Source organism: Pseudomonas frederiksbergensis (assembly GCF_900105495.1).
Classification (GTDB): Bacteria; Pseudomonadota; Gammaproteobacteria; order Pseudomonadales; family Pseudomonadaceae; genus Aquipseudomonas; species Aquipseudomonas frederiksbergensis.
In genome coordinates this window covers 274,943-290,465 of record NZ_FNTF01000002.1, presented here as the reverse complement: position 1 = coordinate 290,465, position 15,523 = coordinate 274,943, and the positions used below count along the sequence as shown (strand labels likewise).

The window sequence follows — 15,523 nt, the reverse complement described above, 5'->3', positions numbered from 1 at the left end:
AATGGATGCACAAAGGCCAATCGCCGAGTTGGGCGTGCTGATCTATCCGGGTGCGCAAATGGCGGCGGTGCATGGGTTGACGGACTTGTTCGGGGTGGCGAACCGGATTGCCGCCGAGCATCAGGCGGTGCAATTGCCGTTGCTGCGGGTCAGCCATTGGCAGGTTGACGGCGATCAGGCGCCCGAGCGGGTCTACGACAGTCATCCCGCGGCGGATGGTGCGTTGGTGGCGGTGCTGATCCCGCCGTCGATCGGCGGTTTTTCCGAAGGCCAGGCACCGCAGGGGCTGGTTCGCTGGCTGCGTCAGCAACACGCCAATGGCGCGACACTCGGCGGGGTTTGTGTGGGGTCGATTCTGCTGGCCGAGAGCGGCCTGCTCGACGGTCGCAGCGCCACCACTCACTGGACCTCGGCCAAGGCCTTCGCCGAGCGTTATCCGGCGATCAAGCTCAAGGCCGACACGCCCATCGTCGACGACGGCGACCTGATCACCACCGCCGGGCTGATGGCTTGGTCCGAACTGGGTTTGCGCCTGGTCAACCGCCTGCTGGGGCCGAGCATCGCCACCGGTACCGCGCGGTTTCTGGTGGTGGAACACAGCGACAGCGCGAGTGAATGCGGCAGCAATTTTTCACCCATTCTCAGCCATGGCGATGCTTCGATTCTCAAGGTCCAGCATTGGCTGCAGAGCACCGGAGCGACCGATGTGTCGCTGGCAACGATGGCCGAGCGGGCAGGGCTGGAAGAGCGCACGTTCCTGCGTCGATTTCGTGCGGCCACCGGGCTCAAACCCACCGAGTATTGCCAGCACCTGCGGGTCGGCAAGGCCCGGGAAATGCTCGAGTTCACCAACGGCACCATCGATCACATTGCCTGGACGGTGGGGTATCAGGATCCGAGTGCGTTTCGGGCGACGTTCAAGAAGATTACCGGGTTGGCGCCGAGTGACTACCGGACGCGGTTTGGGGTGACACCGACTGCCGTAACTCGGTAGCCAGATCACAACAGATCAAAAATGTGTACGGCTTCGGTCGTGCAAAATGCCGGAATGTTGAAGGCTGTCGTGCAGAATCAAACAGGCAGGGTGCCATCATGTTTTTCGCAACTGGCTGATTTGGAAAACGTTTGTCCTGAGCCCCCGTTGGCCTGATCTCTGCACCCCTTCAACTACATTCATCAAGCGCAGATTGAAGGGGGACGCATGACCCCAGCAAATCGCAAGAAACTGGTGGTCGCCCATTCCGTGCACGCCGATGCTCCGTTGCACGAAGTGGAAACCAATCGTGCGCTGGCCCGTTGGCTGGCGCAGATCCTGGGGCTTCAATACGGCGGCAGTTACGACCCGGCACTGCACAACGGACGAGACCTGTATCTGTTGCCGACCCAGACCCTTGTTGGCGCTGCTGCCGCCCAGCAGTTAGGCGTCAAGGGGCCGGAGGATTTGTGGGGCGGTTACGTCGAGCATGATTTCATCTGCACCAAGGCCATCAGTCACGGGTTGCGCAACAAAAATGCTCACGCTCCGCAAGGCTGGTCACCGTTGTTTTCCGAACGTGTGCGCAGCGTGGTGCTCGATGGCCTCAGTGTTTTTTCCATGGACGATGCGCGGCCCGCGGCAGAGCACCTGCTCTACACCGGCCCGATCCGCATCAAGCCTATTCATGCCTGCGCCGGGCGCGGTCAGGAAGTGATCAAAAGCCTCGACCAGTTCGATGCCTTCCTTGCCAGACCCGAAGCCAAAACGCTGTTCACCGAAGGTGTGGTGCTGGAGCAGGACCTGGATCACGTGATCACCCACAGCGTCGGTCAGAGTTTTATCGGCGACACGGTGCTGAGTTATTGCGGTGATCAATACTTGACTGAAGACGGTCAGGGCGAGCAGGTTTATGGAGGGTCCAACTTGCTGGTAGTGCGGGGTCACTACGATGATCTGCTCGAACTGGAACTGCCGGACGACGTCCGGCTGGCGATCCACCAGGCGCAAGTGTTCGACCGTGCCGCGGATGAGGCTTTTCCCCGTTTCTACGCTTCGCGGCGCAACTACGACATTGCCCAAGGCGTGGACAGTAACGGCAAACAGCGTAGCGGTGTGCTCGAGCAGTCCTGGCGGATCGGCGGTGCCAGCGGCGCTGAAGTGGCCGCCTTGCAGAGTTTCCTCAACGACCCCGGGATGCGCGCCATTCGCGTGTCATCGGTCGAGACCTATACCGATCAGCCGCTACCGGCAGACACCATCGAGGTGTATCGCGGGCCGGCGCAAAACAGTGACTTTCTCCTCAAGTACGTAACGGTTAAATCCTATGACGGCTAGAAGCGAAACCATTCAGATCGACATCGACGATGAACAGATGATCGGGACTTTTCTCAGCCCCAAATCAAAAGTGCCCGGCGTGCTCTTTGTGCACGGTTGGGGCGGCAGTCAGGAGCGGGACCTGGAACGGGCCAAAGGCATCGCCGGTCTGGGTTGCGTGTGCCTGACGTTCGACTTGCGCGGGCACGCTGGCGGGACCGGTATTGCGCTCAATCGAGTCACCCGGGAAGACAATCTGCGCGACCTGCTAGCGGCGTATGACCGCTTGCTCGCGCACCCGGCGCTCGACACCTCGGCGATTGCCGTGGTCGGCACCAGTTATGGCGGTTACCTGGCCTCGATCCTGACCTCATTGCGCCCGGTGCGCTGGCTGGCGCTGCGAGTGCCGGCGCTGTATCGCGATGATCAATGGCACACGCCCAAACGTGAACTGGACAAGCTCGATCTACGTGATTACCGCAGCACGCTAGTGCGCGCCGACAGCAACCGTGCGCTGCACGCGTGTTCGCAATTTACCGGTGATGTGCTGTTGGTCGAATCCGAGACCGACGACTATGTGCCCCACGCGACCATCATGAGTTACCGTGCGGCCTGTCAGCAGACTCACTCGCTGACCCACCGGATTATCGACGGCGCCGATCACGCCTTGAGCGAGCCTGTTTCGCAACAGGCGTACACCTCGATTTTGGTGGGCTGGATCACCGAGATGGTGGTGGGCGAGCGGTTGAGCATTATCCAATCGACGTAAGTTTGGCGGTGGATTCTTCGCGGGCAAGTCGGGTCGCGATGGCGTCATCCCGGCTTCTTCTCGATCCGCAACGACTTGGCCTTGGCTTCCACGATCAGGTACATCACCAGGGTAATCAGTAGCGGCAAGATGAAATAGATCGCTCGATAGGCCAGCAATCCGGCCACCAGGCTGCCTCGGGACGCTTCATGTTGCAGCAGCGCCACGAACACCGCTTCAAGCACGCCGAGCCCGGCAGGTATGTGCGTGATGACCCCGGCAATCGCGCTGATCAGCAACACCCCAAGCACCAGCGGGTAATCCAGCTTGCTCGGCAGCAAGGTGAAAATCACCGCCGCCATCAGCGACCAGTTCAGCGCCCCGAGGGCCAGTTGCAGCACCGCCATGCGCAACGACGGCAGGTTGATTTCCACCCCGCGTATCGCCCACTCCCGCCGCCTGGAAAACTGACACGCGGCCAGATAGCACGCGCTCAGCACCAGCAACAACACGCCCACACCTTGCAACGCGCCGGTGCTCAGCTTCCAGCCTGGCGGCATTCGCACCAGTCCGCTGCTGAACACTGCACCGGCAATCACCATGTAACCGAACCAGTTCGTCGCGAGGCTCAACCCGAGAATTTTCGCGATGTTGCCCTTGCTCACCCCGAGTCGCGAATACAGCCGATAACGCATGGCAACACCGCCGACCCAAGCGCTCAGATTGAGGTTGAAGGCATAGCTGATAATCCCCACCGGCAAGATCTGCTTCCACGTCAGGTCCTGGCGTATGTAGGTACGGCCGATCAAGTCGAAGCAGGCGTAGACCAGAAAACTCACCAAGGTCAGAGCGGACGCGATGATCAGCGTGCGCACCTTGAACTCGGTGAGGTTATGGAACACTTCATCCCATTCGATGCGCTGGGCAAGCATCGTGAACAGGACGATCAACGCCAGGAAAAACAGCATGGTCAGCGGCCGTTTCCAGCGGCTCCAGCGGGATTTGCGCGGCGTTTCGGCATGGGTCGCCGGTTGCGTATCAGAGTGGCTCATCAGGTGTCACTCCCGGCGGAATGGGAAAAGGGTTTCAGGCGCGGCTTGTGCGCCGGCAGCCAACCGGCCCAGGCCGGGAAGTGCCGCAGGAAGTGAAACACCAGAAAGCCGACGGTCATGTGCCAGAGCCGCCCGCGCGGGGACTTGTCCGCGGACATGACCTTGCAATGGTTGTTACTCAGGTATTCGAGGCGCTCGAACAGGTCGCGGTTGAAGGCACGATCGCGGATCAACACATTGGCTTCCAGGTTCAAGGACAGGCTCAACGGGTCGAGGTTGCTCGAACCGACCGTGCTCCAATCCTCATCCACCAGTGCGACTTTGCCGTGCAGCGGACGGTCGCAATATTCGTAAATCTTTACGCCGGCTTCGAGCAGGTAGTCATAGGTCATGCGCGCGGCGAGTTTGGCCGCCAGCAGGTCGGGTTGACCTTGCAGGATCAGCCGCACATCGACGCCACGACGTGCCGCGTTGCGGATCTCGCGCAGCAGGCGATAGCCCGGAAAGAAGTAGGCATTGGCGATCACCACCCGACGCTGGGCACTGCGCAGCACTTGCAGGTAAACCTCTTCGATGTCGGTCGGATGCTCGCCGTTGTCGCGGTACACCAGGCGAACCTGGCCGTCATGATCGGTGAACGCCAGCTCCGAGCGCCGTTGCCGGCGTCGTTGCCACCAGTATTTGGCGCGAGCCGGGCGACCGCTTTGCAGCAAGGCGAAGTGATGGATGTCGGCCACCGCCGGGCCTTGCACTTCCACGGAATAATCCTGCTTGGCCTCAGGGCCGAAGTCAGCCAAATGGTCGGCCGAAAAGTTGATGCCGCCAATGAAAGCAATCGTGCCGTCGACCACCACGATCTTGCGGTGCAGACGCCGGAACCAGTTGGTGCGGATGCCCAGAAGTTTGGGCGCCGGGTCGAAAATCTGGATGCGTACGCCCGCCTCGCTCAAGGTACTGAGGTATTGCGTGCTCAGTTCACCGCAGCCAAAACCGTCGAGACTGGCGGTGATTCGCACACCCCGTTGAGCGGCGGCGATCAGCACTTCCTGCAGCTCATTACCGACCTTGTCCTCAAACACAATGAAGGTTTCCAGGAGGATTTCAGTCTTGGCCTGACGCATGGCTTCGAACACCCGAGGGAAATAGTCTTCGCCGTTTTCCAGCAGCTCTACGCGGTTGTTGCCTTGCCAGCCATATTCGACGTCGACCACACCCGGCTCACGGATCGGCGGAGTTGTGGATAAGTGTTCCACGTTGGTTTTATCCATCGATGGGGTGCTCATAGCTCGATCTCCACCGATAGCGGTGCATGGTCGGAAAGGTGTGACCAGGGCCGCGCGGCCAGCACTTGCGGCCGACTGGCCTTGAGGTTGCGCACATAGATGCGGTCAAGGCGCAACGCCGGCAAGCGCGCTGGAAAACTGCGCGCCGGTTTGCCGTGGAGTTCGGCGAAAACCTCCCGTAGACCGCTGGGTTTGAGCAGCGCGTCGGCACGCTGGCGCCAATCGTTGAAGTCACCGGCAACGATCACCGGGGCATCGCTGGGCAGTTCTTCGAGGCGCCGGGCCAGCAACTTGAGCTGTTCGGTGCGGTGGGTTTCGCGAAGGCCCAGATGCACACAAATGGCATGCACTTCCTGGCCGTCACCGGGCAGGCGCAGCACGCAATGCAAGATGCCGCGGTTTTCGTGACCGCTGATGGACACGTCGAGGTTGTCATGGCGAATGATCTGGAATTTCGACAGCAGTGCATTGCCGTGATCGCCCGCCGGATAGACCGCGTTGCGCCCATAGGCAAACTGCGGCCATAGGGTGTCGGCGAGGAACTCGTATTGCGGCATCGCCGGCCAATTGGTGTAGCGCTGAGGGTGATGCTCGTGAGTGCCGTGGACTTCCTGCAAAAACACCACGTCAGCGGACACGCTGCGCACCGCTTCGCGCAGTTCCGGCAGGATAAAGCGCCGGTTGAGCGCGGTGAACCCCTTGTGCGTGTTGACCGTCAGCACCGTGAAGCGCCGCACGGCGGTGATGATGGGGGGCTGTTCATCGCGAGGGCCGACCTGTTCGGGAATGCTCATGACAGCACTCCTTCGGCGGCCCGTTCACCGGGGCGGGTGGCGAGGTCTTTATCCAGGTGAAAGCGCTCCAGCAAGCGGCGGGCATCGAAGGGCGCGCGGACTTTGATGTCGTTGTCGAAGTAGCAAAACACCTCACGGGATTTGCGCGCCTTGGGCTTTTGCCGGGGGGCGATCAGCTGCGGGTCGGGCGGTTGCCGGCCGTGGTGCCAAGCCTCGATCCGGTCGCCCCAGCGTTTCAGCGCCTCGGGGGTGTAACCGCTGGCATAGAGTTCTTCGGCACCGTGCAGGCGCAGGTAAACGAAGTCGCTGGTGAGGTCCTCGCGGTACGGCCATTTACCGGCGGTGTCAGCGATAACCAGCGCAGCATTGTGGCGTTTGAGCAGGCGGATGAAGGCGGGGTCGACGAAGCTCTCGTTTCTGATTTCTATGGCATGGCGCAAAGGCTTTTTTCCATAGGCCTTCAGGCTGGCGTGACCGTTCAGGTGCGAATCATGCTGGCGGGCGAGGGCGGCGGCCTCTTCGGTGTTGCGGGGCAACTGCTCCAGAAAGGTCTCGAACAACTCGGCATTGAATTTGAAGTTGGGTGGGAATTGCCAGAGGATCGGGCCGAGTTTTTCCTTGAGTTCCAGCACCCCCGACGCAAAGAAATTCGCCAAGGGTTTATGGATGTCTCGCAGTCGCCTGATGTGGGTGATGAAGCGCGGGGCTTTGACGCTGAAAACGAAGCCCCTCGGGGTTTCGGCGTACCACTGGGCATACCGTTCCGGCCGTTGCAGGGCGTAAAACGATCCATTGATTTCGATGCTGTTGACGGCCCGTGAAGCGAATTGCAATTCGCGTTTGTGGGTCAGCCCCTTCGGGTAGAACTCCCCCCGCCAGGGCGTGTAGCGCCAGCCTGAAATGCCGATGTGGATCGCCGCCATGTCGCCTCCCGTCTAATGGTCTTCGGACCGCCCTGTCTTTTGATGACTGCGCGGCAGGCGAGAAAGTTTCGACGGGGCTACGGACGGTACACGCTCGACAAAACACCGCAGATCAAATGTGGGAGCGGGCTTGCTCGCGAAAGCGGTGTGTCAGTCACATCATCGCTGGATGTGCCGCCGCCATCGCGGGCAAGCCCGCTCCCACAGGGGCATCAGTGGCCTGTGACTACTCGGGTTAAACCTTCAACCGATTCGGCATATGCCGGACCTAATCGATCAAGACGACCGCTCCACGCGGTCAGCGCCAACGCCACCAACACCACCAGGCCACCGATCCATGCAGTGTGGATCAGGCCCATGTGAGCAACGATCAAGCCACCGCCCCACGCGCCACCGGCGATGCCGAGGTTGAACGCTGCGATGTTCAGGCCCGACGCTACGTCCACCGCATGCGGGGTGTGATGTTCGGCCTGACGCACCACGTAAACCTGCAGGCCCGGCACGTTGCCGAATGCAACCGCGCCCCAGACCAGCACGGTGGCCAGGGCCAGCCATGGGCTGCCAGCGGTAAAGGTCAGTACGAACAACACGGCGGCAAGCAGGGCGAAGATGATTTTCAGGGCGCTGATCGGGCCGCGTTTGTCCGCCAGTTTGCCGCCCCAGATGTTTCCGACGGCCACTGAGATGCCGTAGACCAGCAACACCAGGCTGACGGTGCTGGCGCTGAAGCCGGAAATGTCCTGAAGAATCGGTGCCAGGAAGGTGAATGCGATGAATGAGCCGCCGTAACCGACCGCGGTCATGGCGTACACCAGCAGCAGACGGGGTTGCTTGAGCACCTGCAATTGCTGCAACAGTGAAGCGGGTTTGCTGTGGGCAATGTTTTTCGGCACGTAAAGCAGGCTGCCGATGAACGCGATCACCCCCAGGGCGGACACCGCGAGGAAGGTTTCACGCCAGCCGAAATGCTGACCAATGAACGTCCCCAGTGGCACGCCGGTCACCAAGGCCACCGTCAGGCCGGTGAACATGATGGCGATCGCGCTGGCGGCTTTCTCTTTCGGCACGAGGCTGGTGGCGATGGTCGAGCCAATCGAGAAGAACACCCCGTGGGCCAGGCCGGTGACGATCCGCGCAATGATCAGCGACTCGTAACTCGGCGCTTTCCAGGCCAGCAGGTTACCCAGGGTGAACAGCACCATCAGCGACAACAGCAGCAGTTTGCGCGGGACTTTGCCGGTGAGGGCGGTCAGCACCGGGGCGCCGATGGCAACGCCCAATGCGTAGAGACTGACCAGCAGGCCGGCGGACGGCAGGCTGACGCCAAGGTCGGCGCCGATGGTGGGTAACAGGCCAACGATGACGAACTCGGTCGTCCCGATGGCGAAGGCGCTGAGGGTCAGCGCGAGCAAGGCAATGGGCATGACTGCAACTCCGGTGGATTGATTGATGGAGCGCAGTGTCGGGGTTTGGGTTATGCGGAAAAATAGGGGGATGGGCATTTGATATTTGCCTTGCGCGCAAAGATCACCTCGGGCTGAAAAATACCTGTGGCGAGGGGGCTTGCCCCCGTTCGACTGCGAAGCAGGCGTAAACCCATTGTTCGCGGTGTATCTGGAGAATACCGATTGACGGGTTTTGGGCCGCTCCGCAGCCCAACGGGGTCAAGCCCCCTCGCCACAGGGAGTCGCATTGGCTTGTAATCTCACGGCCAAAACCGAACTTGCCTACAATTCCCCGATCAGTTCCTTACAGACCCTTTTGCAGGAGCACCGCGTTTGTTCAAGTTCAAGACCGCGATACTACTGGGGGCATTGGCGATTCTGGGCAGCAACGAGCTGGAGGCTGCCGCCGCACTGCCGGGCGTGCCGGCCACCACCGCGACTCCATTGGCCCACCCCGAACCGCTGGTACAGGGTGGTTTGCTGGGGGCGATCAGTTCGAGCATTGATCAAGTCCAGGGGAAACTCGATCTCAACGAGGACCTGCTGGATGCCTGGCGTCTGCGGGCAGACCGGGCCGCGGTTGAGGTGGATCAACTGGTCAATCATCCCTCATCTCGTTCGAGCTGGAGCGTGGCGGGGGATTTCCTGCTGTTGTCCGGCGTGTGGCTTGGCGTTTTCGCGCTGCTCTGGTTGCTTGGCGGTCTGCTCGCCAAACGTCTGTGCCAGAACCGCCTGTTGCTGACTCGCGAGCGCGGTCAGGCGTTACTCGGTTATGTGTTGCCCTACACGGTTCCGGCGCTGATCAGCCTGCCGCTGACGCTGTACGTCAGCCACTTCCTGCAAGTGTCCGCTGGCCGGGCCCTGGCGTTGTGTTTCGCTTATGCCACCAGCAGCGGCATCTTCGCCGCGTCGTTGCTGTTGTCGCTGGTGGTGCTGTTCAACGCTGGCCACAAGCGCCGGGCGGTGCAGCTTATTCATCAGTACAGCCCACGACCGCTGTTTTTGATGGGCTTCCTCGTGGCGCTGAGCGACGGCTTGACCAGCCCGCAGATCGCCCGTCTGCTTGGCGGCAATCTCACCAGCAGCGTCGCGGTGTTCACCGGGGTGGCGGCCTCGGTCACCTTTGGCATTCTGGTGATCAAGATGCGCCGTCCGGTTGCCCATCTGATCCGCATTTTGCCGTTGGCCCAGCGCCTCAGCCAGCCGGCCTTGCGTGAAATGCTGCGGATCTTTTCCGGGCTCTGGTACTGGCCGATTCTGTTGATGGTGCTGGTGTCGGTGATCAACCTGATCGGCATCGGCGATGACAACCAGGAAGTGCTTCGCTGCGCGCTGTTTACTACTGTCTTGCTGATTGCGACGGTGTTTCTCAGTACGTCGCTTCATCATTTGTTCAAGTCGCGCAGTGAGTTGGCCGTGCGTCGCAGCAGTGCCTACAAGGAACGCTTTCTCAGCCTTTCCCACGCGTTGCTGCGCATCGCCCTGGCGATTGTGTTCATCGATGTACTGGGGCGCATCTGGGGGGTGTCGCTGTTCGAATTTGCGGTGAGCAATTCGGTCGGCCGGGCGATCAGTGATTCCCTGAGCCGCATCGGTTTGATTTTCCTGGTGACCTGGATGGTCTGGGTGGTGTTGGACACGGCGATTCAAGAAGCCCTGAAGCCACCCGTCAGCAAACGCTCGGCGCGCCAGCCCAGCACCCGGATCAAAACCATCCTGCCGCTGCTGCGCAACGCGATCAAAATCATTCTGGTGGTGATCTGCGCGATCACCACCATGGCTAACCTGGGGATCAACGTTGCACCTTTTCTGGCCGGTGCCGGTGTCGTGGGGCTGGCCATCGGTTTCGGTTCCCAGCAGCTGGTGCAGGATGTGATCACCGGGTTGTTCATCATCATTGAAGACACGTTGTCGATTGGCGATTGGGTGGTCCTCGACTCTGGCCACGCCGGCACCGTCGAAGGCCTGACCATCCGCACCTTGCGCCTGCGTGACGGCAAGGGCTTTGTGCACTCGGTGCCGTTCGGTCAGATCAAGGCCGTGACCAATCAATCGCGGCAATTCGCCTATGCGTTCTTCTCGGTGCAATTCACTTACGACACCGATGTCGACAAGGCTATCGAGTTGATCCGCGAGGCCGGGGATTCCATCCGCGACGATGCGTTCCTCAAGTACAACCTGCAAGGGCCGCTGGATGTGTTTGGTGTCGACAAGATGGACCTCAACGGCGTGGTGCTGACGGCACAGTTTCGCACCGTGTCGGGAGGGCAATACGCAGTGAGTCGAGCGTTCAACCAGCGTTTGAAAAAGCTTGTGGATAACAGCCCGTGGGTGCATTTCGCGCAGACTTATCCACAGCAGGTGTTGATGCCCCGGCAAGCTGTCGAGCCGCTGCAAGGCGATGAGCTTGCATCGGAGCATTCATCGGTGTGCCTGCCGGATCAGGCGCGCACCCAATAATCCTCGCAACCGATCGTTCCCACGCGGAGCGTGGGAACGATCAGTGTCGGGTGAGTTTGTTGTGCAGCTCGGCAGTCGATTGCTGATCCAGCTCCAACCAAAAAATCTGCTTTCCGGCAATCTCGGCAGCGGCGGGCAATCCATCGCGATACACCAATCGATTACTCGCCAATGCCGGTACTTTTGCGCCCGGTAAAAGCGTCCCGGCGAGGTTCAGTGGATCAACTCCGCACACGGCAATCAAACTCCCGTCATGCGGCCGTCGCCGCACCTCGCGCAACAATGGTATGGCCTCGGGCAGCGCAAACTGTTCACCGGCCAAGCCACTGACAAACCTTCCTCCGCGAATCTCGCCGCGAGCTTCCAGCCGATGGAAAGTGCGCAGCAATTCCCGCCAGCTTGGCAACCAATCCGCTTCCCGTTCCAGCAAGCGCCAGAACACCACGCCGTAACGCCGGAGCAAGGTCATGGCGATGTGTTCAAGGGTGTCGGTCGGCGTCGGTGCCGGACGTTTATTCTCCACAACCGGAGCTTGTGCGCCGCGTCGCAGCAAGGCCCAGCGTCCGGCATCGTCCATGCCGCCGACAAACGCTCCGCGCCCGCGTCGGCTGCTGCGGTTCTGGCGTTTGCTGGCCGGCGTAATCAGTGCACGCAGCCCGGCGAAGCTGTCGGCATTCACCAACCCGGCGCCGACCAATTCCTGCAAGGCGATTTCCAGTTCCGAGCGCAGCAGATGAGCCTCGTGAATCAGCTCATCGAAAAACAGCGCACCGTGTTGGCTGAGTGCTTCATAAACTTTTTGCGTTTTGGGCGACAGCTCGCTGACCGGCGTCTGCTCGGTCAATCCGCTCCACAACCCGACCTGGCTGCGCGGCAGCAGCAGAATCGGTGTGCTGCGCAGCGCCGTGCTGGCGCTCTTGTTGCGCGCGGTCAGTCGCGTCCACACCAGTTTGCCGCTGCGACACAGGTCATCCAGCCAACTCGCTGAATAGTCTTTTATTCGCGCCGGCAAAATATCGCTGTCCCAGGCTGAAGCGGCGGCGGGGTAGCCTTCGAACTGACCGACTATCGCGGGCAACACTGCGCTGCCCTGGCCTTGGGTTGCGGCAGACAGATGCTGCCAATCGAACAGGAACCGCATGAAATCCTGCAACGCCACGGGTTCGATTTCCCGCCGCAGACGCTTGACGGTGTAGCGGTGAATCCGCGCCAGCAAGTGCCGCTCGCACCATTCTTCCTCCGCCGTGCCGGGGGTGAATTGACCGCGCAGCACATAGCCTTCGCGTTCCAGTTGCGCCAACGCCTGGGTGACTTGGGTCGCCGGTAAACCGAGCGGTTCGGCAATCGCGTTCAGCGGTAGCGGCCCGAATGCGCTGAGTCGCGCACGAATCACTTCCAGCACCGCTTCGTCCGCCGTCCAGACTTCATCGAACCCGGGCAGTGCCTGCAACGGTGGCTGCAAAATCGCTTGTGGATAAATCGCTTGCAGGCAGGTCAGCCGCTCCAGTGCCAACCACAGCGTTTGCCCGGCATTGACTTGCAAGCGGCTGGCGCGACCGCTGTCGGCCAAGGCGTTCAGCCATTCGAGCCAGTCTGGATGGGCCTGGGCCTCGGCGGCGGTGATACACGCGAGGCTCATCAACGCCTCATGCATTTCATCGACCCCCGTCGGCGTTGGCCAGGCTTCCTCGCGCACGGCTTGAATCGCCTCCGCATCCAGCGCACCGAGGTCGTCGGTGGACTGCGGATCGCTCCAGCGGCGGTTGAGCACGGCTTGAGTGCGGCGCTCTTCCAGCGGCGCATCGTCGAGAAAGGTGTAGGGTCGGGCACTGAGAATTTCCGCTGCCAGCGGCGAGGGCGCCGGCAGGTCGCGGCTAATCAGGCGGATCTCACCGCGTTCCATGCGCCGCAACAACGCCAGCCAACCTTCGCTGTCCATGGCTTCGTGCAGGCAATCGTCGAGGGTTTGTTCCACCAGGGGATGGTCGGGAATTTCCCGTTCGCCGGCGAGGTTTTCAACGCAGGCAATCTGGTCGGGAAATACGCTGGCGATCAGGTCTTCGCTTTTCATCCGCTGGATCTGCGGCGGGACTTTGCGCCCGCCACTGTAGCGTGGCAGCGCCAGCGCGACCCCGGCATTCCAGCGCCAGCGCACACCGAACAGCGGGGCCTCGAGTACGGCTTGAATCAGGGTGTGCTCGGCGCTGTTGCTGTGCAGGTAACGCCAGACATCATCGAGTTCAAAACTGTGGCCGGTGGACAGTGACAGGACGATGGCGTCTTCGCTGGCGGCGGCCTGCAATTCGAAGTTGAAGGTGCGGCAAAAACGCTTGCGCAGGGCCAGGCCCCAGGCGCGATTGATGCGGCTGCCGAACGGCGTGTGGATGATCAATTGCGTGCCGCCGGACTCGTCGAAAAACCGCTCCATCAGCAGCGTGTCCTGTGACGGCAGGGCGCCGAGAGTCAGGCGCGCGCGGGCCAGGTAATCGACTAATTGTTCGGCACTGGCCAGGTTCAGACCGAGGGTGTCGGTCAGCCAGTCAGTCGCGGGCTGCAAGTCACCCGGGGTGGCGCCGAGCAGCGCATCGAGTTGCGCTTGCAGGCGCGCCACCGCGAACGACAGTTCAGCGCTGCGCCCCGGCGCTTCGCCGAGCCAGAAGGGAATGGTCGGCGGTTGGCCCTGAGCGTCTTCGACCCGGACCTTGCCGGTTTCGACCCGCAGAATCCGGTAGGAGGTGTTGCCCAACTGGAAGACATCCCCGGCGATGCTTTCCACCGCAAAGTCTTCGTTGACGCTGCCGATGTTCAGCCCTTGGGGTTCGAGTAAAACGCTGTAGTCGGCGTTGTCCGGGATCGTTCCGCCGCTGGTCACGGCCGTCAGCTTGGCGCCCCGCCGACCACGCAGGGTGCGGGTCACGGCGTCGCGGTGCAGGTAAGCGCTGCGGATGCCCAGGCGACCGTTGTAGCCTTCGGCGAGCATGTGCAGCAGCGCCTGATAATGTTTGTCGTCGAGCTCGCTGTAGGGCGAGGCGTTGCGGAACATCTCCAGCAGCGCCTGCTCCTGCCATTCCTGGCAACTGACCTCGGCGATGATCTGCTGCGCCAGCACGTCCAGCGGTGCCTTGGGGATCAGTAAGGTGTCGAGTTCGCCGCGCCGCACGCAGTCGAGCAGGGCGGCGCACTCGATCAGGTCGTCGCGGGTTGTGGCGAACAAACGGCCCTTGGGCGTGCCACCGACTTGGTGCCCGGAGCGGCCAACCCGTTGCAGAAACCCGGCAATCGAACGTGGCGAAGCAATCTGGCAGACCAGGTCGACATCGCCGATGTCGATCCCGAGTTCCAGGGACGCCGTGGCGATCAGCACTTGCAGCTCGCCGCGCTTGAGGCGCTGTTCGGCATCGAGACGAAATTCCTTGGCCAGACTGCCGTGGTGGGCGGCCACCGCGTCCTTGCCGAGGCGTTCGCTCAAGTGACGGCTCAGGCGTTCGGCGAGGCGTCGGGTGTTGACGAAAATCAGCGTGGTGCGGTGTTCGCGGGCGAGGGCGGCGAGTCGGTCGTAGACCAGTTCCCAGATGTCGTTGGCCATCACCGCCGACAACGGCACGGGCGGCACCTCGATGTCCAGATCCCGCGGGCGGGCGTGGCCGATGTCGATGATTTCGCACGCGCGATCACGGCCCACCAGAAATTGCGAGACGGCTTCGATGGGTTTTTGCGTGGCGGACAGGCCGATCCGCATCAGCGGTTGCGCGCACAACGCTTGCAGTCGCTCGAGGCTCAGGGCCAGGTGACTGCCGCGCTTGCTGGCGGCGATTGCGTGGATTTCGTCGACGATCACCGTGCGCGCGGTGCTGAGCATCTGCCGGCCCGAGTCGGAGCCGAGCAGCACGTAAAGGGATTCCGGGGTGGTCACCAGAATGTGGGGGGCGATCTTGCGCATCGCCGAGCGGTCTTTTTGCGGCGTATCGCCGGTGCGCACGGCGGTGTTGATCTGCAGTTCGGGCAGGCCCATTGCGCGTAATTGCTCGGTGATGCCGGCCAGCGGGTTTTGCAGGTTGATCTGGATGTCGTTGGACAAGGCCTTCAGCGGCGAAACGTAGACCACCAGGGTTTCATCCGGCAGATGGCCGCCGTTGGCCATTGCGCGGTGGACCAGGTCGTCGATGACCGCGAGGAACGCGGTGAGGGTCTTGCCGGAGCCCGTAGGGGCGGCGACCAGGATCGAACGCTGCTGGCGGATCAACGGCCACGCCCGAGCCTGGGCGGCGGTGACCGTCGGGAAGGTGCTGCTGAACCAGGCGCTGACGGCGGGGTGGAAGCCTGCCAGGGCGCTGTCCGTCGGGATTGGCAGATTCATAGAGCAATTAATGCGGGCGGGGGGCTGAAGATGCAAGTACCGCTCAAAACCTTCGCAGGTCTTCAGGGCCCCATCGCGGGCAAGCCCGCTCCCACAGGGATCTTCTGTGAATACAAAATTTGTGGACAACAGAGAACACTGTGGGAGCGGGCTTGCCCGCGATGAGGCCAG

10 protein-coding genes are annotated in these 15,523 nt (G+C 61.7%); 4 read left to right on the top strand and 6 right to left on the bottom strand.

Translation table 11 applies throughout. The annotated features are described in order from the left end of the window. The first annotated feature begins 1 nt into the window (after position 1). The 3 genes from BLW70_RS01915 (at position 2) to BLW70_RS01905 (ending at position 3,059) form a co-directional block, all read left to right on the top strand. Positions 2 to 994 (top strand): GlxA family transcriptional regulator, encoded by a 993-nt coding sequence (locus BLW70_RS01915; protein ID WP_074871314.1) that lies wholly within the window; start codon positions 2 to 4, stop codon positions 992 to 994. A 207-nt stretch (positions 995 to 1,201) separates the two neighbouring features. After that, entirely contained in the window at positions 1,202 to 2,311 is a 1,110-nt protein-coding gene (locus BLW70_RS01910) for a DUF3182 family protein (protein ID WP_074871312.1), read from the top strand. After that, complete coding sequence (locus BLW70_RS01905) at positions 2,301 to 3,059, top strand: alpha/beta hydrolase family protein (protein ID WP_074871310.1); 759 nt, start codon at positions 2,301 to 2,303, stop codon at positions 3,057 to 3,059. The genes BLW70_RS01910 and BLW70_RS01905 overlap by 11 nt, the downstream gene beginning before the upstream one ends. A gap of 44 nt (positions 3,060 to 3,103) precedes the next feature. On the opposite strand, the gene BLW70_RS01900 is transcribed toward BLW70_RS01905, so the two are convergent. The 5 genes from BLW70_RS01900 to BLW70_RS01880 all read right to left on the bottom strand — a co-directional run bounded on the left by BLW70_RS01900 (position 3,104) and on the right by BLW70_RS01880 (position 8,514). Beyond that, positions 3,104 to 4,090: a lysylphosphatidylglycerol synthase domain-containing protein gene (locus tag BLW70_RS01900; protein ID WP_074871308.1), complete on the bottom strand. Its 987-nt coding sequence runs from the start codon at positions 4,088 to 4,090 to the stop codon at positions 3,104 to 3,106. Then, positions 4,090 to 5,373 carry a cardiolipin synthase ClsB gene (clsB, locus tag BLW70_RS01895; protein ID WP_074871306.1) on the bottom strand — a complete coding sequence of 428 codons (1,284 nt, stop codon included), beginning with the start codon at positions 5,371 to 5,373 and terminating at the stop codon, positions 4,090 to 4,092. The genes BLW70_RS01900 and clsB overlap by 1 nt, the downstream gene beginning before the upstream one ends. After that, positions 5,370 to 6,167, bottom strand: a complete 798-nt coding sequence (locus BLW70_RS01890; protein ID WP_074871304.1) for an endonuclease/exonuclease/phosphatase family protein — start codon at positions 6,165 to 6,167, stop codon at positions 5,370 to 5,372. The genes clsB and BLW70_RS01890 overlap by 4 nt, the downstream gene beginning before the upstream one ends. Beyond that, on the bottom strand, positions 6,164 to 7,090 hold the full coding sequence (locus BLW70_RS01885) for a DUF72 domain-containing protein (protein WP_074871303.1): 927 nt from the start codon (positions 7,088 to 7,090) through the stop codon (positions 6,164 to 6,166). Before BLW70_RS01885 ends, BLW70_RS01890 begins: the two co-directional genes overlap by 4 nt. 212 nt (positions 7,091 to 7,302) lie before the next feature. Next, positions 7,303 to 8,514: an MFS transporter gene (locus BLW70_RS01880; protein ID WP_074871301.1), complete on the bottom strand. Its 1,212-nt coding sequence runs from the start codon at positions 8,512 to 8,514 to the stop codon at positions 7,303 to 7,305. Between the two features lie 354 nt (positions 8,515 to 8,868). On the opposite strand from BLW70_RS01880, the gene BLW70_RS01875 reads away from it, so the two are divergent. Next, the gene (locus BLW70_RS01875) at positions 8,869 to 10,995 is read left to right on the top strand and encodes a mechanosensitive ion channel family protein (RefSeq protein ID WP_074871299.1); all 2,127 of its coding nucleotides are present in this window, start codon (positions 8,869 to 8,871) and stop codon (positions 10,993 to 10,995) included. Positions 10,996 to 11,035: 40 nt separating this feature from the next. On the opposite strand, the gene BLW70_RS01870 is transcribed toward BLW70_RS01875, so the two are convergent. Continuing rightward, positions 11,036 to 15,352: a DEAD/DEAH box helicase gene (locus tag BLW70_RS01870; protein WP_074871297.1), complete on the bottom strand. Its 4,317-nt coding sequence runs from the start codon at positions 15,350 to 15,352 to the stop codon at positions 11,036 to 11,038. Positions 15,353 to 15,523: the final 171 nt, after the last annotated feature.

What these genes read in the sequence shown, in the direction of transcription:
- BLW70_RS01915 (WP_074871314.1), top strand. Translation starts at nt 2, where the DNA reads ATGGATGCACAAAGGCCAATCGCCGAGTTGGGCGTGCTGATCTATCCG.
- BLW70_RS01910 (WP_074871312.1), top strand. Translation starts at nt 1,202, where the DNA reads ATGACCCCAGCAAATCGCAAGAAACTGGTGGTCGCCCATTCCGTGCAC.
- BLW70_RS01905 (WP_074871310.1), top strand. Translation starts at nt 2,301, where the DNA reads ATGACGGCTAGAAGCGAAACCATTCAGATCGACATCGACGATGAACAG.
- BLW70_RS01900 (WP_074871308.1), bottom strand. Translation starts at nt 4,090, where the DNA reads ATGAGCCACTCTGATACGCAACCGGCGACCCATGCCGAAACGCCGCGC.
- clsB (WP_074871306.1), bottom strand. Translation starts at nt 5,373, where the DNA reads ATGAGCACCCCATCGATGGATAAAACCAACGTGGAACACTTATCCACA.
- BLW70_RS01890 (WP_074871304.1), bottom strand. Translation starts at nt 6,167, where the DNA reads ATGAGCATTCCCGAACAGGTCGGCCCTCGCGATGAACAGCCCCCCATC.
- BLW70_RS01885 (WP_074871303.1), bottom strand. Translation starts at nt 7,090, where the DNA reads ATGGCGGCGATCCACATCGGCATTTCAGGCTGGCGCTACACGCCCTGG.
- BLW70_RS01880 (WP_074871301.1), bottom strand. Translation starts at nt 8,514, where the DNA reads ATGCCCATTGCCTTGCTCGCGCTGACCCTCAGCGCCTTCGCCATCGGG.
- BLW70_RS01870 (WP_074871297.1), bottom strand. Translation starts at nt 15,352, where the DNA reads ATGAATCTGCCAATCCCGACGGACAGCGCCCTGGCAGGCTTCCACCCC.